Origin of the sequence: Psychrobacter sp. PL19, assembly GCF_017875835.1 — a bacterium.
GTDB lineage: Bacteria > Pseudomonadota > Gammaproteobacteria > Pseudomonadales > Moraxellaceae > Psychrobacter.
This window is the reverse complement of record NZ_JAGING010000001.1, coordinates 945,448-966,096: the sequence shown is the minus strand read 5'-3', so window position 1 is coordinate 966,096 and position 20,649 is coordinate 945,448. Positions and strand designations below refer to the sequence as shown.

Here is a 20,649-nt window from a genome sequence, read left to right as displayed (position 1 = left end):
AACGTAATCCTATGTTTGAGCTAAAATGCGGTTCTAAAAATAAAGGGGCTGTCGCTGATTGGTAGTCATAAAGCACATCATGTCTGTTTATTCATTGCTATGATATTAAGAGGTTGCTGATATTTTATTTTTTAGCAAGCAGAGACCACAAAACCAGTTTAGCACGCAATATCTATCTTACAGCGCTAAACTGGTTTGAAAATACGTATGACCATGCTTTGTATTACCAATGATTGCGTTTTTTGCGGTCGTAATCAGTCATAACAGTTGCTTTAGGGTTACGAAGCGGTAGCGATGCTGTCTTTAAAACTATCAAGAATTGGCTCAAGCAGCGCAAATTTGCGCTTATAACTGACTTGATTGACAATGAGGCGTGAGGACACATCGCAAATATGGTCACGTGCCTCAAGACCGTTAGCACGTAGCGTATTACCGGTATCGACCACATCGACGATTAAATCCCCTAAACCTACCAGTGGCGCAAGTTCCATTGAGCCGTAGAGCTTAATGACATCGACTTGCTGACCTTGACTGGCAAAGTAAGCACGCGCGACATTAACGTATTTAGTCGCGATGCGCAGACGGCGATTGGGTAGCGGCGCCCCTTTAACGCCAGCAGTCATTAACTTACATTGAGCGATTTGCAAATCTAATAACTCATAGACATGATTGGCACCATGCTCAAGCAATACGTCTTTACCAGCGACTCCAAAGTCGGCAGCACCATGTTCCACATAAGTGGGGACATCACTGGCCCGTAAAATCAGTACACGGACATTAGGGTTTGAAGTCGGAAAGATAAGTTTGCGTGACGCTTCAGGATCTTCGAGTAAATCAACGCCTGCTGCCTTTAATAGTGGCATGGTTTCTTCTAAAATACGCCCTTTAGATAAGGCCAGCGTCAATCCAGTAAACTCATCATTCACTTCATTCACTAAAACACTGGTTGGTAGGTGTTCGATTTGCTCAGTCTCAGTTTTTTCAGTCATAGGGGCATCATGTCCGTGTACGGTTGGGGACCCTCTATAGTCTGTCTACTATAAGATAGGGATTGTTAATCTGTCATTATGAAAAACGTTAGCTCACGTAAAACTCGTCTAGTTGCGAGTTGTTAGCTGCTACCTATTGGTGTTAATCCGCTCGATATTGACACCCAATGCGCGCAGCTTGTTTTCCACATCCTCATAGCCCCGATCGATATGATAAATGCGATCTATTAAGCTCTCACCTTCAGCGGCGGCAGCGGCCATTACTAGGGACATGGAAGCGCGCAAATCGGTCGCCATCACAGGAGCAGCGGTAAAGCGCTCAACACCTTTAACGATAGCAGTATTGCCATCTACTTGGATAGAAGCGCCCAAGCGATTTAGTTCTGGCACGTGCATATAACGGTTTTCAAATATATTTTCAGTAATAGTACTCGTGCCATCAGCGAGGCAACAAATGGCCATCAGCTGCGCTTGCATATCTGTCGGAAAACCAGGATGCGGCTGGGTACGAATATCGACCGGCTTTGGTCGTCCTGTCATCTGTGCGCGAATCCAATCGTCACCTGTAGTAATGATAGCACCCATCGATTCAAATTTTTCTAACACAGGATGCAATAAGCTCGCGGTAGTGTTTTTGGTTAATACATCACCACAAGTCATTAGTGCACCGGCCAAATATGAGCCAGTTTCAATACGATCAGGCACTACTGAATATTCGCACCCGTGCAGACGCTCGACGCCTTCAATAGTCATAACTGCGGTACCAATACCATTAATTTTGGCCCCCATAGCCACTAGCATATTGGCTAAGTCGACCACTTCTGGCTCAAGGGCACAATTGCCCAAAACCGTTGTACCTTTTGCTAGAGCGGCGGCCATAATGACGTTTTCAGTACCACCAACCGTGATCATATCAAAGGTAAAATGACAGCCAAGTAGTCTACCGCCTTTAGGGGTCTGCGCTTTCACGTAGCCGTTTTCGACACTAATGTTGGCACCCATGGCTTCAAAAGCCTTCAGATGCTGATCAACTGGACGGGAGCCAATAGCGCAGCCACCAGGTAGCGACACTTCTGCTTCACCAAAACGTGCGAGTAGCGGGCCTAGCACCAAAATTGAGGCGCGCATAGTCTTAACCAAGTCGTACGGCGCGTAGAAATTATCGATATTTTTAGTGTCGCAAGTGACGGTATCGTCTTGTTTCTGGATAGTGATACCCATGCCACCGATCAACTCGATCAACGTTCGCACATCTAGTAATGATGGGACATTATGCAATGTCGTTGGTGTCTCCGCCAATATCATGGCTGCCAATAAAGGCAAAGCGGCATTCTTGGCGCCCGAGATAGTGACTTCCCCAGCAATACGACTGCTTCCGGTGATTAAAAATTGATCCATAAAAGTAACTGCCTAACTGTTAATGTAAATAAGGAGTGTGGAAATGAATAACTATGACACTCAAGCAATGAGCTAGCCTTGTGATTGAATTTCCCATTCAGCTGGTGTTAGTGCCTGAATGTTAAGCGCATGAATATCGCCACTAGCAATTTTATCGTTTACTAGTGCATAAATAGCCTGTTGACGCTGAACCGAACGTTTACCTTCAAAGCTGACATCAACCACTCGCACATCAAACTTATTGCCTTGGTTGGCAGCTTGAATAAAAGCTTCTGGGAAATGCTGCTGTAAAAATGCGATTAAATCGTCAGCGTTCATGCTCATAGGATATCCTGTTTTGTCTTTAAAATAGATTTTGAATTCAATAGTGGGTCATTATAACAAGAGTTTGACTGTCTTACAGTACTCTCTACTAATATACGTTCGAGCTTTGGCCCGTTGAAGTCGCTGATAGTGACTGGTAATACTGGTAGGGTGTTAATTGAGCTCTTTATCTAAATAAGTTAATACTTGCGCGCGCACATCATTAACCCAGCGCAGTGGCGAGGCCATCGCGCCGATGCTAGTGGCGTGACTTGCACCTTCAATTTCACCATTTTCAACGTCCGCACCGTACGCTTTTAACGCTTTAGTCATTTTTATGGTATTGGATTCATAGACAATTTCATCATTTTCAGCCGTGAGCAATAAGTACGGAGGCTGCGAGCCTTTAATATGTCTATCAGGCATGACCTCATCGGGCGTTGCCTCTGCTGGAAAGGCGGTAGCGCTACTAAACTTGCGGAAATCATAGCTATAAGGGCCCGCGATACCGACTACCGCGCTAATATCTTTAGGGCTAATACCATAAGGGGCTAAAAAATCCTCATTAGATACCGCTGCCATCATATTAAACGCCCCAGCTGAGTGCCCGACTACGGCTAAACGCTGCGGATCGGCATAAAATCTGGCCGCATTATTATAACTCCAAGCAATAGCTTGGGCGGTATCTTTGACATAAGCAGGATAAACGTACTCAGGCGCTTTACGGTAATTAATCACCGCTGTAACATAGCCCGCTTGTGCAAAACTTTGTCCAACAAAGGCATACTCTTCTTTGGTCCCGCTCTCCCATGAGCCACCGTGAACGAACACTACCATAGGATAGCTATTGCTAATGGTATTCTGTGCTTTCATTGCCTGTGTTAACGGCTTAGGATAATAGATGTCTAAATCTTGTAGCGGTTCGCTACCATATGCTATATTTTTACTTACCCCAACGCCGCCACTTGGAGAGATGCCATTTAACACACCTAGTACCGATATTGCTTGAGCTTGCTGTGCCGCCAGAGCGATACCGCCCATGGCTACTATGGCGCTCACACCAGTGCTTGCCAGCTTAAGCCTGCGCGATTTAGATACTTTTGACTTTGCAGGAGCAGGTTCACGTGCGGTTAGATTATTAATTTCAGTACCGTTAATTTCAGTATCTTGCAGCGGCTTATTTGAGTCCTTCATGTCCAGTACCCTTATTGTTTTTCAGTCCACAGTCAATAATATACCGACCGCACTATTCATTTCCATTACTGCACTATTTATTTTCATTACCGCACTATTTATTTTCATATGAGCTTCTCTATTACTGTCATTTTAACGGATCACTGTTATTTTACTGGCTGTTTGGGCATTTACCGTATTTTTACGGTTACGACTGCTTAGATTAATTGTCAGCGTCATTTAAATAGAAAGATAGAATATGAGATAAAACGCAACACCTAATAAAAATGCAGTACCGACCAGCAAGCAGCAGCTTATATAGGCTACTTAGTGCTTATTATTAGCGATATCCGTAGCCACCATATTTATATTCATGTCTGTATTGGCTATTTTACTGATTTTGATATAAATCAATATAAGGACTGGAGGATCCTTCAAGCTCGTCATCTTCTGTTCCAGCAGCGGCTGGTGCGCTATTTCCCGCTGCGCTTGCCGAGTTAGTATTTCTAACGATTGGCGTTGCAAATGCGGGTGAAGCCGCGGCACTGGCTAAACTCTGCTCAAACATAATATCCTCATCACTAATCGGCGCACCACTATCATTAACGACAGTGGTTAGCAGGACCAACTCAGTGATACCCACCGTACCGGTGGCGATATCGATCACATGACTTTGCTGAGTGGGCGTCATCCTTCCCATGATGTAAACCACACCATTATTAGTCACCGCTCTAATTTGCGCGGCCTTTACGTTGTTATTAGCGATTACTTTCGCCAGTAGCTTTGAGGTGATGTAGCCATCTTGAATGGTAGAGCTGTAGCCTCGAGCCACACTAACCTCCAGTTCATTATAGACCTGCCGTACATCTGGCATAGACCTAACCACCTTTTCAATTTGCACTTTGAACGCCTCAGTAGGTACCTCACCACTAAGTAGTACCTCACTATTAAAGCTATCTATACTCATACGGCTATTTTGCTGTAAATTCTCTTGTAAACTATAAATATTAATCTTGACGGTATGTTCAATACTGCGATCCAGCAGACGCTGCGGAATGGTACGTTCAGTCATCGGCACACCATATGTACCAGTGGTACTGTTAGTCAGATAATTGGTTGTACAACCGGTGAGTACGATACTAGTCATTAGCATAATACCTATGGTGGTGCGGAGCGGCCATTTGAAAGTAGCGTTGAACAAATGCATCCTTGTCATTATTTACCTCATAGAGCATGGTTTAAAGCAGGGTTGTTTCGATTATTTAAATTACTTTATAGTAGTCATATAACAGTCAAATAGTAGTCATTTTATTTCAGCTACTTTACTTAATTTTTGTCATCAGCGGTTAGGTATTTGGTAACGGCAGCTTGTTACTCTGCTTTATTGACTACTTGAATGGACGGTTCATCGCTATCTACTACCAGGCCTTGGCCATAAATGCCCCTATCAGCCATTCCGGCTGGCTATTTATTGGGCTGTCCTTTATTAGTTGATCTTCTACTAGCGGTTGTTCTACTAAACCGTTTGCTTGCTTAGAATCCGCTGAAATATCAAGTGAATAATCTCTATGACTATCAATTGTTGTGGTATGACCTTTATCACTATCCATATTCTTAGCAAGCCGTGTGACGTTATAGGCAATCACATCAAACCGGCAGTCATAATGGGCATATTTAGGATGCTGACTTAAAAAGTATTTGGCTGTTTTAATGATCTTACGTTGTTTGGCTTTGGTAACGCTGAGCGCCGCATCGCCGTAACCTGAACGCAGCCGCTGACGCACTTCAATAAACACTAAAGTCGACCAGGCCGGTCCTGATTCTACCATTACCAGATCTAGCTCACCCACTTTGGGCTGCTGCCAATTTTGTGCAACTAATAACAATCCTTGCGCTTGTAGAAACTCACATGCCTGGCGCTCAAAATAACTACCTTGGCGCTGCTTCGGTGACGTCAACGCCAACGGGCGGTGAGAGTTGCCTTTATGAGTACTTTTACTAGTACTTTTATTGGTACTTTTATTGGCGTTTTTGTCAGCATTGTTATTAGCATTACCATTAGCCATAGCACTGCCTACCCTAGATTAACATTTCAAAGTTATCATAGCATATCATGCTAAACTAGCTACTTTTGCGCCTTTACTACCTATTAGTGACCACTTGTATGAGTGGCGTTTGGTTGGTAGTGGCTCAGCATTATCTATTTTTCACATCTTCGAGGTTTTCATGGCTATCCCTACTACGATGCCAGCTTGTCTGTATATCGTTGCAACCCCCATTGGTAATCTAAGCGATATGACTCCGCGCGCCATCGATACCTTAAAGCAGGTGGCGATCATTGCTTGTGAAGACACACGTACCTCAGGTAGGCTATTGGCGCATTTCGGCATTCATACTAAAGGCGATAGCAGCGATAACGATGGATCTAATACTGGCCACAATTCCGAAAAAAACAGTTCTGATAAAACCAGTTCTGATAAAAACAATTCTGATAAAAATAAGCCTAATGATAAAGATGACAGCACTACCGACCATAAAACCAAAGGTCATAACAAGCTATGGGCGTACCATGAACATAACAGCGCGGTTCAAACACCCAAAATTATTGAGATGATTCAACAAGGTCATTCGGTCGCATTAATTAGTGATGCGGGTACGCCATTGGTCAGTGATCCTGGCTATCAGCTGGTACAAGCCGCTCATGCTGCTGGGGTAGCCGTCTCTCCTATTGTTGGTGCCTCAGCGGCGATTGCGGCGTTGTCGGTAGCAGGTCTACCCTCAGACCGTTTTAGCTTTATTGGTTTTTTGCCAGCTAAGACTCATGGACGCCAAAAACAATTGACTGATTTAAAATCGCGCCCTGAAACCCTAATATTTTATGAAGCGCCGCATCGTATTATAAAAAGTCTAGAAGATATGGCCGCAGTATTCGGGCCAGAGCGCGGCGTCACTTTTTGTCGCGAGCTAACCAAAACTTTTGAGACTGTGCATAAAAGCACGCTTAGCGCTCTAATTGAGTTTGTCAAAGCTGATGACAATCAGCAGCGCGGTGAGATGGTGGTGGTAATAGCTGGCGATAACGCTACACAGGATGACAACGACCTTAGTGTTCATGATGAGCTATTGCAGCGTTTATTAGAAGATTTGTCAGTCAAAAAGGCGGCTGCATTGGCCGCAGGTATTACTGGCGTAAAGAAAAATGCACTCTACCAACGGTTACTTGAGCTACAAGCTTAGGTCGTCGCTATTTTTATTATTCTTGAGGTGTAGTATTAATGAGATTTCAAATAAGACAAATTGACGCTCAATACAAAATACTTCGCCATAAATACATTGATCAGAAGTTTGACGCGGTTTAACTTAAATTTAACCCTGTTAAGACCATAAAATGAATTCATGTGCTCATTGATGACACACTCTAATACTCAAGTAGGAGAAACATATAATGTACGATGTAATGGCGATAGGTAATGCGTTGGTTGACCATGAGTATGTGTTGACAGACGCAGCGCTAGAAGATACTGGACTGGTTAAGGGTAATATGACCTTGGCAGAGCTTGAAGAACAGCAGCAGCTGTTGGCTTTTTTTACCCTGGCAGAAATTGAGCCTTCCAAACAAGCCGGTGGTGGCTCAGCGGCTAATGCTATGTTTACTTTTGCCAGCTTAGGCGGTAAACCATTTTATGCCTGCCGCGTGGGTGATGATAAACAGGGGCAGTTTTACTTACAAGACTTGCATCAAGCGGGTGTTGCCACCTCAGCACAGTCTATACATGCTGGCGGCGTGACTGGCTCATGCGTGGTTGCGGTGACCGATGATGGCGAACGCACCATGCAAACTTACCTTGGCACCTCAAGCGATATTACCGCTGACAATGTCGACTTCGACGCGTTGACGCAGGCAGATTGGCTCTATCTAGAAGGCTATTTGGCGATGTCTGAGAGTATCCAGCCAGCGATGACCCAACTGCGTCAACAAGCGGGTATTCACGGCGCTAAAATTGCAGTGAGCTTTGCTGATCCAGCAGTGGTTAAGTTTGCTAAAGACGGTCTGCTCAATATGCTAGGCAACAAGGTAGCCGTGATATTTTGTAATAGTGAAGAAGCTCGGTTGTTCACTGATAAAAAACAAACCAAAGCAGCAGCGCGTGCCCTACTTGAGCATTGCCAGATTGCCGTAGTGACTGATGGTGCAAAGGGTGCCGTTATCGCCCAAAAATCTGAAAATGATACCGACGATATTGTTATTCACGACATTGCGACACCAACGGTTGCTAGTGTTATTGATACCAATGGCGCAGGTGATAACTATGCGGGTGCCTTCTTATATGCGTTGTCACAACAGTATAGCTTGCCAGAATGTGGTCGACTTGCCAGCGAAGTCTCAGCCCAAGTCATTCAGCAGTTTGGCCCACGTTTAGAGTCGCAAGATTATCAAGAAATTGCAAAGCGCGTGCTGTCTGCTTAAGTATAGCCAATGAACAGTAATATCGATACACAACCTACTACTGGCATAAGTTTTTCTTGCTTGCTGTGCCTACGCAGACAGAGGCTGCAAAAAGCTTATACCAGTAGTACCGTCGCGTTTTTAAGGTATTTTAACTATATTTAATTTGACGTTTAAATTTTTGAGCAAGCAATTGAATATAAAAAAAGCCCATATCAAACCGATATGGGCTTTTTACTATCAACTTTTAACCAAAGCGCTTAACTATTTATACATAAATCTTTGAATTACGCAGAAGCTAAGGCTTGTGCCAAATCTGCTTTGATATCTTCAATATGCTCAATACCAATAGACAAACGTACCATATCTGTACTAACACCTGCCTTTTCTAACTCTTGTTCATTCAGCTGGCGATGGGTGGTGGTTGCTGGATGACAAGCTAATGATTTGGCATCACCAATATTGACCAAGCGAGTAATCAGCTGCAAGGCATCGATAAAGCGCGCCCCTGCTTCGAGACCGCCTTTTACCCCAAAGGTCAAAATAGCCGATGGCGTGCCTTTCATATAACGCTGGGCCAGCTCGTGATCAGGATGATCTGGTAAACCGGCATATTTCACCCAAGCTACTTTGTCATGGTCGCGCAGATATTCAGCAACGGCCTGCGCGTTCTGGACATGACGCTCCATCCGTAAGCTTAAGGTCTCCATGCCTTGCATGATACTAAAGGCATTTAGCGGACTTAACGCTGCACCAGTATTGCGCAGAGGCGCAACGCGAGCACGAGCAATGAATGCAGCAGCGCCCACGTCTTTGACGAAGTTTACGCCATGATAGCTGGCATCAGGGGTATTAAGTAGCGGGAAGCGCTCAGGATAATCACCCCAAGGGAAGGTACCACTGTCAACAATCGCACCGCCAATGGAAGTGCCAGTACCGCTCATATACTTAGTCAATGAATGCACGACAATATCAGCACCAAATTCAAACGGACGGCAGAGTGCTGGCGTGGCAACCGTATTATCAATGACTACGGGCACACCGTATTCATGAGCAATATCACTTAGCGTTTGGATATCAACAATATTACCCAACGGATTACCGATACTTTCTGCAAAAATCATCTTGGTCTTATCATCGATTAAATCGCGGATAGACTCAGGATTGGTATGATCAAAGAAGCGTACTTCGATACCTTGGCGCGGTAAGGCATGAGCAAATAAATTATAAGTACCACCATATAACGTTGAGGTGGTCACAATATTGTCGCCCATTTCACAAATAGTCTGTACGGCATAGGTGATGGCAGCCATTCCTGATGCCACTGCCAACCCACCTATTCCGCCTTCAAGCGCGGCAACACGTTCCTCTAACACTGCATTGGTTGGATTCATGATGCGCGTATAGATATTGCCTGCGACTTTTAGATCAAATAAATCCGCACCATGCTGAGTGTCATCAAACGCATACGAACTGGTGTGATATATCGGCACAGCCACCGCTTTAGTGGTCGGCTCAACAGTGTAGCCAGCATGAATTGCCAGTGTTTCTAGGTGGTGGGTATTTTTTGGGCTATTGTCTGTATTAGTATCTGATTGTCCATCACTCATAACATATTCCTTAGCATTAATGAAAAGTTATCTCTAAAAAGCTAGCGCCTAAACGGTATAGTGAGTCAAATATAACACTGATATTAGGAAGATGGGAGCAGGCAGTACCCTAAGTACTATAGTTACCCTAAGCAAGTCTGACACCATAACCAGATCATAGTGATTTCACTACAGCTATAAAAAAAGCTGAGTTAATCATAACTCAGCTTCTTGGTAAAAGAATAGCAAACTTTTATGCGTTCAATAACTAGCGCTTATAGATAGTAATAGTGACCAGTTTTTTTCAAAACCCTTCTATTTTTATTTAGCGGTTATTTGTAATAAGCATTTTCAGTACGAGTGTGGTCAGTCTCATCAATTACTTGTGTTAATTCTGGTATTTGCTGCTTAAGTTGTACTTCAACACCTTGACGCAACGTCATATCAACTGCTGAACACCCTTGGCAACCACCACCGAATTTTAAGACTGCAGTGAGACCAATGCCGTCTTCTTCAATCAGCTCAAGCAGTTGTACGTCACCACCATGCGCGGCTAAACCTGGGTTAATCTCTGATTGTAAAATGTAGTTAATCCGCTCTTCCACACTAGCATCTGCACCAACTTTGGGTACTTTAGAGTTTGGGGCACGGAAGGTCAACTGCCCACCGAAGCGGTCTTTATTATAATCAATCACCGCATCTTCTAAATACGGTACTGAAGCGGCATCGATAAAGGCTGAAAAATCTTCGTAGCTAAATTTTAGATCAGCGCTGTCTTCTTCGCCCGGCTGATTGTATGCCATACAGCATTCAGCGCGCGGCGTGCCAGGGTGCTCAACAAAGATACGCACCCCAATACCATCAGTATCTTGCTTGGATAATAGGTCAGCTAAGTAGCCTTGTGCCGCTTCGGTAATAGTAATGCTATTTTTGGTCTCGGTTTGCTCAGTATCTAGTGCTGATTCATAATCCGCAGGGGCGGTATCAGTTGGTTTATTTTCACTCATAATCATTCCTATGCTTTATGACACAAATGACACACCTAATAGGGGCTACTGTGTCGTGTATTCGGGGAAATATATAAATTATTATGCAGGTTGTCAATTATCGCGGTTTGTGGTCTTAGTCTAGCCGAGATAACTAACAAGTTATGTCGTCCATTATACCGTACTTAGACGATAATTCCGACCGTGCTACTGTGATTTAAATATAACTTCTACTTATTGATAAGTTTGGTTTTTTTTATGACCCTATTCAAAATATAAGCATCCCTTGTATAAACACGCTATCCTGAACAACAGGTCTGCTAGTGACTATATTAAGGCTGCTGCATTAATTATCAAGTGCAAGGTTTATTAGAGATAAATGAGACATAGCGTGAACCTAGCAAGAGCCTAGCCCCTAGTTTTGACCTATGATTACAATACGTCAATGCCGTCTGCTGCTCATTTTTATAATAAGAAGGTCTGCTCTATTAAATCGATAGCAATCGAGCAAATACTCTAATTTGAACGACAACACTTTTATGATTGAGTCCGTATTATGATTAAAGAATGCCTAAATTTGGTGGACACTAAAGACGATGAACAGATTGCTATTTGGAAAGTATTTGATAGTATAAAAGACAGTCCTGCGGCTAATAGTCCTATGGTTAAAGGTCAGAATATATTGTTGACCCACGGTACATTTTCGGACAAAAGAGTCTGCTTGGGAATGGCAAAATATCTGGCTAAGCTTGGCCATACTTGCTATATCATGGAATGGCGTGGGCACGGTAATAGCCCGATACCAAAGCATAAATTCAACTTCGAGACCGTGGCTATTTATGATCTCGATGCCACTTTTGGTTATTTATTTGATGACTTAAAACTGGATAATCTGCATTGCGTCACCCATAGTGGCGGTGGCCTTTGTTTAACTATGTTTTTGATCCAAAACAATTTGACCCAAGACTCACAATATATGGATAAAATAAACAGCATTAGTATGTTTGCCTGCCAAGCTTATGGCGCAGTATTGAACCGCAAGAGCTATGCTAAAATTTTATTTTTGAAATCAATGACGCGGCTACTAGGCCACTTACCCGCAAAAAAACTTAACTTAGGTAGCGTTAATGAAAGTTACCATACCATGAGCCAGTGGTATGATTGGAATCTAACCAAAAATTTTAAAAGTAGTTTTACTAAGCAAGACGGCGACCGTCAAAATATAAACTATAAAGATACTGGTTGTAACAGCAGCTTTGACTATCGACAATATCTGCCCAAAATTACCACACCTATTTATGCTATCAGTGCCAAAGGCGATAATTTTATTGCCCCATCTAGTGGCTGTCAGCTACTTTTAAATGACTTTAACAACCCTACTAACGTATTCCGTGAATTCTCAACCAGCAACGGTGATTTGGATGATTACACCCATAGCCGCATAATGGCCAGTCGCAACGCTGCGACAGAAATTTGGCCCACAGTTGTGGCATGGATTGAACGGCACGCCAAATAACGATTTGTCAGCTTTGTGGCAAGCTATCATTCTAAATGTGGGCAGCTATTAGTATTTTAATAACCTACGTTGTCATCCTTATTATTTTTATAGCGACGATAATCGTAGGTAATACCTTGCTATGTCTCAATACTAATTGGCAGTTGAACCTTACAAAACATCTTTATACTTGTCATCAAGTTACGTGCTGTGTCAGTATTAGCGCCATTGAAAAACTATAGACAAATAAATAATTAATAAACCTGTCACAGGGAGTTGGCGTTTATGAGTGTGTTACCAAAACCAGATCTAATAGTAGATACAATAGAAAGTTCAGTTATTCCAGAAAGGCCAAACGATCCTAAACATTACCATTATCTAGTATTTATCGGTCGTTTTCAGCCGTTCCATAGTGGCCACAAAGCAGTTATTGACGAAGCACTAAAACGCGCTGGTCACGTCATTATGCTGATTGGGTCAGCCAATCTACCACGTAGCTTGCGTAACCCATTTACAGTAGCTGAGCGCTCAGCGATGATTAAGGGCGCATATTCAGCAGCTGATGCCGCTCGTATTCACTGCGTGGCGCTCGATGATGCACTATACAATGACACGCGCTGGCTAAAATACGTTCAGGCTGGCGTGAAATCTGTCACCGGTGACTTGCAAACCGATATTGGCCTCATTGGGCATTCAAAAGACAGCTCGTCATATTATTTGTCATTATTTCCTAGCTGGGCATCGGTTTCAGTACCTAATTATCATAACTTATCAGCTACCCCTATTCGTGACAGCTACTTGATGGGTGCCATACCAACCCACGAGCGCACCCCTGAATCAACACGCAAGGTCTTAAATGACTTCAAACAAACAGACAGCTACCAGCTTCTACATGAAGAAGCGGGCTTTATTGATAAATATAAAAAACGCTGGGAGTCTGCCCCTTACCCTCCGACCTTTATGACCGTCGACGCCCTAGTGGTGCAGTCAGGGCATATATTATTAGTGGAGCGCCGTGCTATGCCAGGTCGCGGGCTATGGGCGTTGCCAGGTGGATTTATTAATCCAAAAGAGACCTTATTTGATGCCTGCGTCCGCGAGCTACGTGAAGAAACTCTGTTGAAAGTCCCTGAACCAGCACTGCGTGGCTCATGTCATAGTCAACATACCTTCGATGATCCCTATCGTTCAGCGCGTGGTCGTACTATTACCCAAGCATTTTATTTTCAGCTAAAAAACGATATCAAAGGGCTGCCCAAAGTGAAAGGTGGTGATGATGCTGCTAAGGCATTTTGGTTGCCGCTGGCTGAGCTCGATGCCAAGATGATGTTTGAAGATCACTACGCCATTATCACTAAAATGGTAGGATTGTAAGGCGCTTTTTTACTAGCCTTTCGCTCAAAAAAGTTTAGTACAGCTTGTTACCAGCGTTTTATGTCGATGCCCATATCGATAACTCATGTCGATAACTCATATCAACGCCCCTTTCAATAAAACGCCCCTTTCAATAAATAGTATAGACCGACAACTGCAGAGGAGTTCTGAGATGTACACCAGTAATCTTAATAACCTCATTCTTAATAGCGACAGCTATAAGACCTCACATTGGGTACAATATCCTGCTGGTAGCGAGTACCTGTCTAGCTATGTTGAAGCACGCGGCGGCGATTATGATGTGGTTTTTTTTGGGCTACAAGCCTTTATTAAGGAATACCTAAGCACGCCCATTACCCATCAAGATATTGATGAGGCTGAAAAGATTATTCATGCGCATGGTTTGACTTTTAACCGTGTAGATTGGGAACGCTTAGTCGATAAGCATGGTGGTTATCTTCCACTACGCATTGAAGCAATTCCTGAGGGCACTATTGCACCAGTATCCAATGTGGTTTGCCAAATAGTGAATACCGATCCAGAGTTTTATTGGTTACCCAGTTACATTGAAACCGCGCTACTACGCGCGATTTGGTATCCTTGCACCGTGGCTAGTGTGTCGCGTTATTGCAAAAGCATCATTCGGAGCGCGTTAGATAAGTCTGCCGACAATACAGAATCACTGATATTTCGTCTGCATGATTTTGGTTCTCGTGGGGCCTCGAGTCATGAATCAGTAGCGATTGGTAGCTTGGCACATTTGGTTAACTTTGCGGGTACGGATTCTATGACTGCTTTGGTTGCTGCCAGTCGTTGGTATCAAATGGGCGATGACATGCCAGCGTTCTCAATTCCTGCGGCTGAGCACAGTACTATGACCGCATGGGGACCTGAAGGCGAAGTTGCTGCATTTGCTAATATGATTGAACAGTTTGGTGGTGAAGGCAAAACTTTTTCGGTGGTTTCTGATAGCTACGACTTATGGAACGCCATCGATAACATATGGGGTGACACCTTAAAAGAAGAGGTTAAGAATATGGGCGGCACCTTAGTCATTAGACCAGACAGTGGGGAGCCGACTAAAGTAGTACGTGAAGCATTAGCGCGCTTAGCGTTGAAATTTGGTACCACTCTTAATAGTAAAGGTTATAAAGTCCTTCCTGATTATGTGCGTATTATCCAAGGTGATGGCATCGGTCCACACAGCTTGAGCAAAATTCTTGATGTAGTCATGAAGGCTGGTTTTAGCGCTGACAATATCACTTTTGGCATGGGAGGCGGCCTGTTACAACAGGTCAATCGCGACACTATGAGCTGGGCAATGAAAGCCAGTGCTATTTCTATCAATGGCACATGGAAAGATATCTACAAAGATCCGGTAACCAGCCACGCTAAACGCTCTAAAAAAGGTCGCTTGGCGTTGATAAAAGACAGTGATGGACGGTTGAAAACCATCAAAGCAGAAGACCTGTCTGCCAGTACTGACAACCTGCTGCGTGACGTTTATGTCGATGGCAAACTATTAGTGGAAGACAGTCTCACTACTATTAGGGAGCGCGCTGGATGGTAGCCGCTACTAAAATAAAAGCCAACGCAAAAGACTTACTTTTTGCGCCTATATATCTGTACCAAGGTCGCAAGGTTAGACGTAATACTTTACGGCTACCTGAACCTAAAGGTGTACGCTATGGTCGAGTAAAATTAGACGCATCTATCGACAATAGCAGCGATAATCGGCAAACACTTAACATTATCATTGTTGGTGATTCCTCAGCAGCTGGTGTCGGCAGTCAGACCCAGCAACAGGCATTGGCGGGTAAACTGATACTAGCTCTACAGCAGCAAGCGTTAGTCAATAAAGTATTTGGTGCTCAATTTAATGCGCTTACTTGGTCGGTACAAGCAACGACAGGACATACTAGTTTCGATATTCTGCGTCGTCTGTATATACTATCCAGACCCAGTCAGCCTCTAGATGTAATGGTGATAAGCGTTGGCACCAACGACACCACAGCTAATGTTTCAGCGCATGAATGGCAACAGCGGCTTGAGGATATTATTGCTATTGCGAAACGCAAATTTGGTGTGCGTACATTAATTTTTTCAAGATTACCACAAATGGCGCAGATGCCTGCACTACCTGCCCCGCTAAATGGTTTTATGGGGGCAAAAGCGAATAGACTGGATAAGATATTACAACAAGTTTGTGCTGATCATGATGGCGTAACCTACATGGCTACTGACTTTGCACGGATGCTAGAGGAGCATTCTAATGGTAGCCCTATTGATATCGCAGTGATGTTTGCCAGTGACGGTTTTCATCCTAGCAGCCTAATGTACGGCTATTGGGCGCAACAATTAGCGGTATTAATTACTCAGTTACTAAATCCAACCTCTAAAGATTATTGATAGAGTTAACTCTTAAGAATTTAATTACCAAAAATAATGTCGCAAAAAAAACCGCTGAATCGTCAGCGGTTTTTTTATAATGTTTATTATATAACAATGCATCGGCAAAGTAAGGTCACATAATACGTGAATCTTATTCAGCAGAGTCAGTGTCAACTTTCTTACTGCGGCCGCCAAATGCACCAAAGCGCTTGTTAAAGCTAGCCACACGGCCTTCGGTAGACGTTTTACGTTGCTCGCCGGTATAGAAGGGATGCGACGCACTTGAAATATCAAGTGGGTAATATGGATATTCTGACCCTTCGTATTCACGAGTGGTTTTGGTTTTAACAGTTGAACGGGTCAAAAAGAACACGTCAGCGTTAGTATCATGGAACAAAACGTCATGGTAATCAGGATGGATATCTTTACGCATAATAAACTCTCTATGTCCGATGTATGCTCAATATTATGGACTAGTTGTCCATCTATGACATACGTAACTGAGGCACTAAGGACCTCTACTAGTCTGGCAGCTGCGTCACTGGCTTATTCCAGCACCCAACACCACACTTCTGCTCACTTAGCCTTTCCCCAGCGGGAAAATTAAACGACGATTTTAACGGTTTTTACTAGTTGATGCAAGCATGTCAGGGTCAAGACAGTGATAGAATTCATTCGCAGTTGTATAATCATATTGAATAGGGTGCTTCAAGCTCATAACTCACGGTCTAATGGCTTATACTTGACCAGCGTTGTTAAGATTTTATTAATAAAGCTACTGACTTTCAAGCACTTATAAGTTATAAATGATGAGTAATATCTACGATACAGCAACTTATAATAATACTCTACATAGGACAACATATAATGGGAAACTCTTTACTTACCCAAACAGCAAAAGCCTTACTTATCACATCAGCTCTTGCGATGACCACTTTTGCAGGCGCCGCCTTACCTACCCAGTGGCAACTGGACAACTCTCACACTCGTGTTGGATTTTCTGTAGAGCATTTAGGGTTTTCAACCACTATGGGTCGCTTTGACGACGTTGATGGCACTCTCAATTACGACATTAAGACCCCCAATAAGACTCAAATGAATTTTGTTATTGGTACTGACAGTATCAATACCGCGTGGGCTGCTCGTGACAAGCATTTAAAGACGGACGATTTTTTTGATGTTGCCAAATATCCAACTATGACCTTTAAGTCGACCCAAGTGAACTTTATCAATCCGCAGCAAGCTAAAGTAACCGGTGACTTCACCTTATTGGGTAAGACTATGCCACTCACCTTGAACGTAACACTAAAGAAAATCGCTAACAGTCCTATGAACAACAAACCCGTCATTGGCTTTCGTGCGACCGGTAACATTGATCGTGCGGCTTACGGTATGACAACTTTTGCAGATGGTATTACCACTAATGTCCCTATTCAGATCGATGGCGAGCTGATAGAAAAGAGTACTAAGTAATAAGTAATAAATAACTTTGAGCTGTTATTAATAACCTGGCTATAGACGCTTTTCTGACAACTATTTCTAACCAGCACTTCTAAATAGCACTTCTAAATAGCACTTCTGGTAACAGAGTAAATAAAAAAGCAGCCATAATGGCTGCTTTTTTTGGTCTTAGTATTCGGTACTAACCTGTTGTTATTAACTGAACATCATCAATAATAGGATTTATTTGGTTGTCACTATGTGCCAAACATCGCCTTTCTTATCGCCATCTTTATCACCCACTTTCGTGTCATTAGCATAGAAATACAGAGGCTTACCATTCATTGCCCATTGAGATTTACCATCTTCGCGTTGGAAGGCAGCGAATTGGCCAGAGGCTTTAGCATTGTTTGGTGCCATGAAGGCTGGCCAAACTACCATACAGGCTGAACCACATTCTGACTTATTCATTGAATCTTTATCAAAGGTATACAAGGTCATATTATTAGCCGAATCGACTAACATGCCATTTTTACTGGCTACTGGCGCTGTATTATTGCTGGTCGCTTGGACCTCATGAGTGCCTGATTTATCGATGCCGACCACGTTCTTTAATGTTGAACATCCTGTAAGAGCTAAAACGCCTGTTAGTGCAGACAACATAATAATACGTTTCATAGTAATTTCCTTATAAATTAATCATTAACAATATTGTTTATTTAAATTGTTTCTTAAACCTTCTTTTTGTTAAGATTTCCTAAGCCTTAGATAAATTCGAATTAACCAGTCTACCTCTATTCATTATGACTAAAACATAAACGAGTAAACCAAAGATAGCGATTGGTAACCATTACCTCTATTTGTTTGGCCACAGGAAACTTTTTTAATATAGCACGTGCTCTAAAACCGATGATTCTAGTGTTATATAGATTTACAAAAGTGTGTAAAAATTACAAATTGAATAAACTAAAACGCTTGTTTTATCACATAAGTGGTAATTGATTAGTCTTGTCCCTACATAGCCAGCTCTGTAAATTAATCGTTTTTATTAACATTTGTTTATCTGGTATAGCCTATAGCTGTTTACTGACAAAACTCATGTATCTGCTTACGTATCTATTAAGATATCTATCATAAAGTTTCGTACACTGGTCACATGCATGATAAGAACATCTACACAATTTGAAACATAAAATTAGTATTACTAAACCATCATATTATTAACTTACCTATTGAAGTTAGAGAAGAGAGCACGCATATCAGCTTTATCGATATAAAAACATAAAAATATCTGTCTCATAAACTATTAAACTAAAACCTTACAACCACATTTATTTCTTATTTTGCTTACGCTAACGCTTACTTTGCTTACAATAGAAAGGATATGACCACGATAATGAACCAATCTTCTATAAAAGCTCAATCCCAAGCCGTCAAACACGAGGCAACTATGCTTAATAATATACCCAAAGACATGACTGTAAATAATCAGCACCCATCAACACAGGGTGATGTCTCGAAGCGCGTTGGTATTCTTGGTGGTGGTACAGCAGGTGCCACTATTGCTATTCGTCTGGCCGCATTAGGGCTTGAGACGTATTTATTTGAAAAGAAAACCTCGCTGATTGATGGCCCACCAATGTGTCATTTACACGCTGGGGGTAACCTATACCGCGAAATCCCTGATGAGGACTGCGTGGCCCTACTTGAACAATGTATCGATATTCTACGCCTTTATCCCTATACCATCGATGTACGCCCCACTGTATTCGCAGTGCCGACGCGTGATGACGGTATACCGGAGGACTTACTCCCACGTCTGGATATTTTAACAGACGCTTATCGTGATCTTATTGCACAAGATCCTAGTAATAAAGTTTTAGGTGACCCTGAAGATTATTACCAGCTATATAGTCACGAACGGTTGATTGAGCTGTCTGAGTTTGAGCAAGTCGCTGCGCCCAGCACGGTCGATGAGTGGATGATACCGGTTGCTAAGTACTTAGATTTGAACAAGGTTAAGTTTCCACTGATTGTCGTGCAAGAATATGGCTGGAATATTTTCCGCTTGGCGGCTTCTGCGCAATTGGCTTTAGAAGGTTATGATCACGCCCATGTCTTTACTGATACTCAGGTGAAGCAAGTGGTGGCTGTTGATTGTACTGACTGTTCAAACGCTAATCATCACGTCACTAAATGGCGTATTGATTATCAACAGAATAATGAAGCGAGCGCTGGCACTATTGAAGTCGATTACTTAGTCAATGCTTGCGGCTTTCGCACTGGCGTAATTGACGATATGGTCGGCGTTGAAGTGACTCGTATGGTTGAGTTTAAATCCTCTTATATTACTCATTGGGGCGAGGCTGGTGGACAGATACCAGAAATTATTATTTACGGCCAACGCGGTACGCCTCAAGGTATGGCACAGCTTACCCCCTATCCGGGCGGCTACTATCAGATCCATGGTATGAGTAAGTCGGTTACTTTATTTGATGATGGTCTGGTGGCCTCTAGTAAAGATAGTGCTCAACCTAAATTACCCGAGCAATATGTACATTATATTGAAGATGGCTGGGATGAAACACCGCTACAAGTGCGCAGTCAGCAATCCATCGAATACGTGGCAGAGTTTGTACCTACATTCAACAGTGCACATACTGTTGGTAATGCCTTATATGGTGGTCAGCAAATTCCTGGCAATGATGATACCTTGCGGGTTGCCGATGTTAGTTTATACCCCAATATACGTTATGCGCGCGCTGAAAACGTTAAGGCATCATCGACGCTGATTGCTGCAGATGAAATTGTTGATCAGTTAATCGAGCTTGGATTAATAGACAATGATTTGCCAGCCAATCTCAGCCGTTACACTCATGAATGGGAGTACTTAGCCCATAATGATAGTGCCACTATCGATGCCGTGGCGCGTGTATTAGCTGAAGAGCGTGGATTCCCAGTTGCTATGGCTGAGGTCAACAACAGTATTTGCGGCGCCGCTATCGACAGTTGGACCTGTGACTTGACCCCAGCTTAATGGTAGCGCTTCAAACCAGTATTTAAC

At 43.0% G+C, this 20,649-nt stretch carries 18 protein-coding genes; 8 read left to right on the top strand and 10 right to left on the bottom strand.

Features of this window, described 5'->3' with window-relative positions; all coding sequences use genetic code 11:
• Positions 1 to 278: 278 nt before the first annotated feature.
• From hisG to H4W00_RS03900, 6 genes are all read right to left on the bottom strand, one after another.
• Complete coding sequence (gene hisG, locus H4W00_RS03925; protein WP_209956329.1) at positions 279 to 989, bottom strand: ATP phosphoribosyltransferase; 711 nt, start codon at positions 987 to 989, stop codon at positions 279 to 281.
• Positions 990 to 1,118: 129 nt separating this feature from the next.
• The gene (murA, locus tag H4W00_RS03920; RefSeq protein WP_209956328.1) at positions 1,119 to 2,387 is read right to left on the bottom strand and encodes a UDP-N-acetylglucosamine 1-carboxyvinyltransferase; all 1,269 of its coding nucleotides are present in this window, start codon (positions 2,385 to 2,387) and stop codon (positions 1,119 to 1,121) included.
• 72 nt (positions 2,388 to 2,459) lie between these two features.
• Positions 2,460 to 2,711, bottom strand: coding sequence for a BolA family protein (locus H4W00_RS03915; protein WP_334684863.1), 252 nt, complete (start codon positions 2,709 to 2,711; stop codon positions 2,460 to 2,462).
• Positions 2,712 to 2,864: 153 nt separating this feature from the next.
• A complete protein-coding gene (locus H4W00_RS03910) occupies positions 2,865 to 3,884 on the bottom strand; it encodes an alpha/beta hydrolase (protein WP_209956327.1) in 1,020 nt (339 codons plus the stop codon).
• A gap of 370 nt (positions 3,885 to 4,254) precedes the next feature.
• Positions 4,255 to 5,010 (bottom strand): BON domain-containing protein, encoded by a 756-nt coding sequence (locus H4W00_RS03905; RefSeq protein WP_334684862.1) that lies wholly within the window; start codon positions 5,008 to 5,010, stop codon positions 4,255 to 4,257.
• 271 nt (positions 5,011 to 5,281) lie between these two features.
• Positions 5,282 to 5,929 (bottom strand): YraN family protein, encoded by a 648-nt coding sequence (locus H4W00_RS03900; protein WP_209956325.1) that lies wholly within the window; start codon positions 5,927 to 5,929, stop codon positions 5,282 to 5,284.
• 160 nt (positions 5,930 to 6,089) lie between these two features.
• Between H4W00_RS03900 and rsmI the strand changes: the two genes are divergently transcribed.
• Both rsmI and H4W00_RS03890 read left to right on the top strand, forming a co-directional pair.
• A complete protein-coding gene (gene rsmI, locus H4W00_RS03895) occupies positions 6,090 to 7,100 on the top strand; it encodes a 16S rRNA (cytidine(1402)-2'-O)-methyltransferase (protein WP_209956324.1) in 1,011 nt (336 codons plus the stop codon).
• Positions 7,101 to 7,308: 208 nt separating this feature from the next.
• Entirely contained in the window at positions 7,309 to 8,331 is a 1,023-nt protein-coding gene (locus H4W00_RS03890) for an adenosine kinase (RefSeq protein WP_209956323.1), read from the top strand.
• Positions 8,332 to 8,597: 266 nt separating this feature from the next.
• On the opposite strand, the gene H4W00_RS03885 is transcribed toward H4W00_RS03890, so the two are convergent.
• Positions 8,598 to 9,920 (bottom strand): O-acetylhomoserine aminocarboxypropyltransferase/cysteine synthase family protein, encoded by a 1,323-nt coding sequence (locus tag H4W00_RS03885; protein ID WP_209956322.1) that lies wholly within the window; start codon positions 9,918 to 9,920, stop codon positions 8,598 to 8,600.
• A gap of 311 nt (positions 9,921 to 10,231) precedes the next feature.
• Entirely contained in the window at positions 10,232 to 10,906 is a 675-nt protein-coding gene (nfuA, locus tag H4W00_RS03880) for a Fe-S biogenesis protein NfuA (protein WP_209956321.1), read from the bottom strand.
• Between the two features lie 535 nt (positions 10,907 to 11,441).
• On the opposite strand from nfuA, the gene H4W00_RS03875 reads away from it, so the two are divergent.
• The 4 genes from H4W00_RS03875 (at position 11,442) to H4W00_RS03860 (ending at position 16,163) form a co-directional block, all read left to right on the top strand.
• A complete protein-coding gene (locus H4W00_RS03875; protein ID WP_209956320.1) occupies positions 11,442 to 12,401 on the top strand; it encodes an alpha/beta fold hydrolase in 960 nt (319 codons plus the stop codon).
• Positions 12,402 to 12,665: 264 nt separating this feature from the next.
• Positions 12,666 to 13,754: a bifunctional nicotinamide-nucleotide adenylyltransferase/Nudix hydroxylase gene (locus H4W00_RS03870; RefSeq protein WP_209956319.1), complete on the top strand. Its 1,089-nt coding sequence runs from the start codon at positions 12,666 to 12,668 to the stop codon at positions 13,752 to 13,754.
• Positions 13,755 to 13,926: 172 nt separating this feature from the next.
• Positions 13,927 to 15,324 carry a nicotinate phosphoribosyltransferase gene (locus tag H4W00_RS03865; RefSeq protein ID WP_209956318.1) on the top strand — a complete coding sequence of 466 codons (1,398 nt, stop codon included), beginning with the start codon at positions 13,927 to 13,929 and terminating at the stop codon, positions 15,322 to 15,324.
• The gene (locus tag H4W00_RS03860; RefSeq protein WP_209956317.1) at positions 15,318 to 16,163 is read left to right on the top strand and encodes an SGNH/GDSL hydrolase family protein; all 846 of its coding nucleotides are present in this window, start codon (positions 15,318 to 15,320) and stop codon (positions 16,161 to 16,163) included. The genes H4W00_RS03865 and H4W00_RS03860 overlap by 7 nt, the downstream gene beginning before the upstream one ends.
• Positions 16,164 to 16,296: 133 nt before the next feature.
• Here H4W00_RS03860 and H4W00_RS03855 read toward each other — a convergent pair whose 3' ends face one another.
• On the bottom strand, positions 16,297 to 16,578 hold the full coding sequence (locus H4W00_RS03855; RefSeq protein WP_209956316.1) for a type B 50S ribosomal protein L31: 282 nt from the start codon (positions 16,576 to 16,578) through the stop codon (positions 16,297 to 16,299).
• A 434-nt stretch (positions 16,579 to 17,012) separates the two neighbouring features.
• Here H4W00_RS03855 and H4W00_RS03850 point away from each other — a divergent pair, with 434 nt between their 5' ends.
• The gene (locus H4W00_RS03850) at positions 17,013 to 17,618 is read left to right on the top strand and encodes a YceI family protein (RefSeq protein ID WP_209956315.1); all 606 of its coding nucleotides are present in this window, start codon (positions 17,013 to 17,015) and stop codon (positions 17,616 to 17,618) included.
• 210 nt (positions 17,619 to 17,828) lie between these two features.
• Here H4W00_RS03850 and H4W00_RS03845 read toward each other — a convergent pair whose 3' ends face one another.
• Positions 17,829 to 18,263 carry a COG4315 family predicted lipoprotein gene (locus H4W00_RS03845; RefSeq protein ID WP_209956314.1) on the bottom strand — a complete coding sequence of 145 codons (435 nt, stop codon included), beginning with the start codon at positions 18,261 to 18,263 and terminating at the stop codon, positions 17,829 to 17,831.
• A 796-nt stretch (positions 18,264 to 19,059) separates the two neighbouring features.
• On the opposite strand from H4W00_RS03845, the gene H4W00_RS03840 reads away from it, so the two are divergent.
• Entirely contained in the window at positions 19,060 to 20,622 is a 1,563-nt protein-coding gene (locus H4W00_RS03840; RefSeq protein ID WP_209958869.1) for an FAD-dependent oxidoreductase, read from the top strand.
• Positions 20,623 to 20,649: the final 27 nt, after the last annotated feature.

Coding starts and splice junctions, on each gene's coding strand:
- hisG (WP_209956329.1), bottom strand. CDS start 989: ATGACTGAAAAAACTGAGACTGAGCAAATCGAACACCTACCAACCAGT.
- murA (WP_209956328.1), bottom strand. CDS start 2,387: ATGGATCAATTTTTAATCACCGGAAGCAGTCGTATTGCTGGGGAAGTC.
- H4W00_RS03915 (WP_334684863.1), bottom strand. CDS start 2,711: ATGAGCATGAACGCTGACGATTTAATCGCATTTTTACAGCAGCATTTC.
- H4W00_RS03910 (WP_209956327.1), bottom strand. CDS start 3,884: ATGAAGGACTCAAATAAGCCGCTGCAAGATACTGAAATTAACGGTACT.
- H4W00_RS03905 (WP_334684862.1), bottom strand. CDS start 5,010: ATGACTAGTATCGTACTCACCGGTTGTACAACCAATTATCTGACTAAC.
- H4W00_RS03900 (WP_209956325.1), bottom strand. CDS start 5,929: ATGGCTAATGGTAATGCTAATAACAATGCTGACAAAAACGCCAATAAA.
- rsmI (WP_209956324.1), top strand. CDS start 6,090: ATGGCTATCCCTACTACGATGCCAGCTTGTCTGTATATCGTTGCAACC.
- H4W00_RS03890 (WP_209956323.1), top strand. CDS start 7,309: ATGTACGATGTAATGGCGATAGGTAATGCGTTGGTTGACCATGAGTAT.
- H4W00_RS03885 (WP_209956322.1), bottom strand. CDS start 9,920: ATGAGTGATGGACAATCAGATACTAATACAGACAATAGCCCAAAAAAT.
- nfuA (WP_209956321.1), bottom strand. CDS start 10,906: ATGAGTGAAAATAAACCAACTGATACCGCCCCTGCGGATTATGAATCA.
- H4W00_RS03875 (WP_209956320.1), top strand. CDS start 11,442: ATGATTAAAGAATGCCTAAATTTGGTGGACACTAAAGACGATGAACAG.
- H4W00_RS03870 (WP_209956319.1), top strand. CDS start 12,666: ATGAGTGTGTTACCAAAACCAGATCTAATAGTAGATACAATAGAAAGT.
- H4W00_RS03865 (WP_209956318.1), top strand. CDS start 13,927: ATGTACACCAGTAATCTTAATAACCTCATTCTTAATAGCGACAGCTAT.
- H4W00_RS03860 (WP_209956317.1), top strand. CDS start 15,318: ATGGTAGCCGCTACTAAAATAAAAGCCAACGCAAAAGACTTACTTTTT.
- H4W00_RS03855 (WP_209956316.1), bottom strand. CDS start 16,578: ATGCGTAAAGATATCCATCCTGATTACCATGACGTTTTGTTCCATGAT.
- H4W00_RS03850 (WP_209956315.1), top strand. CDS start 17,013: ATGGGAAACTCTTTACTTACCCAAACAGCAAAAGCCTTACTTATCACA.
- H4W00_RS03845 (WP_209956314.1), bottom strand. CDS start 18,263: ATGAAACGTATTATTATGTTGTCTGCACTAACAGGCGTTTTAGCTCTT.
- H4W00_RS03840 (WP_209958869.1), top strand. CDS start 19,060: ATGACTGTAAATAATCAGCACCCATCAACACAGGGTGATGTCTCGAAG.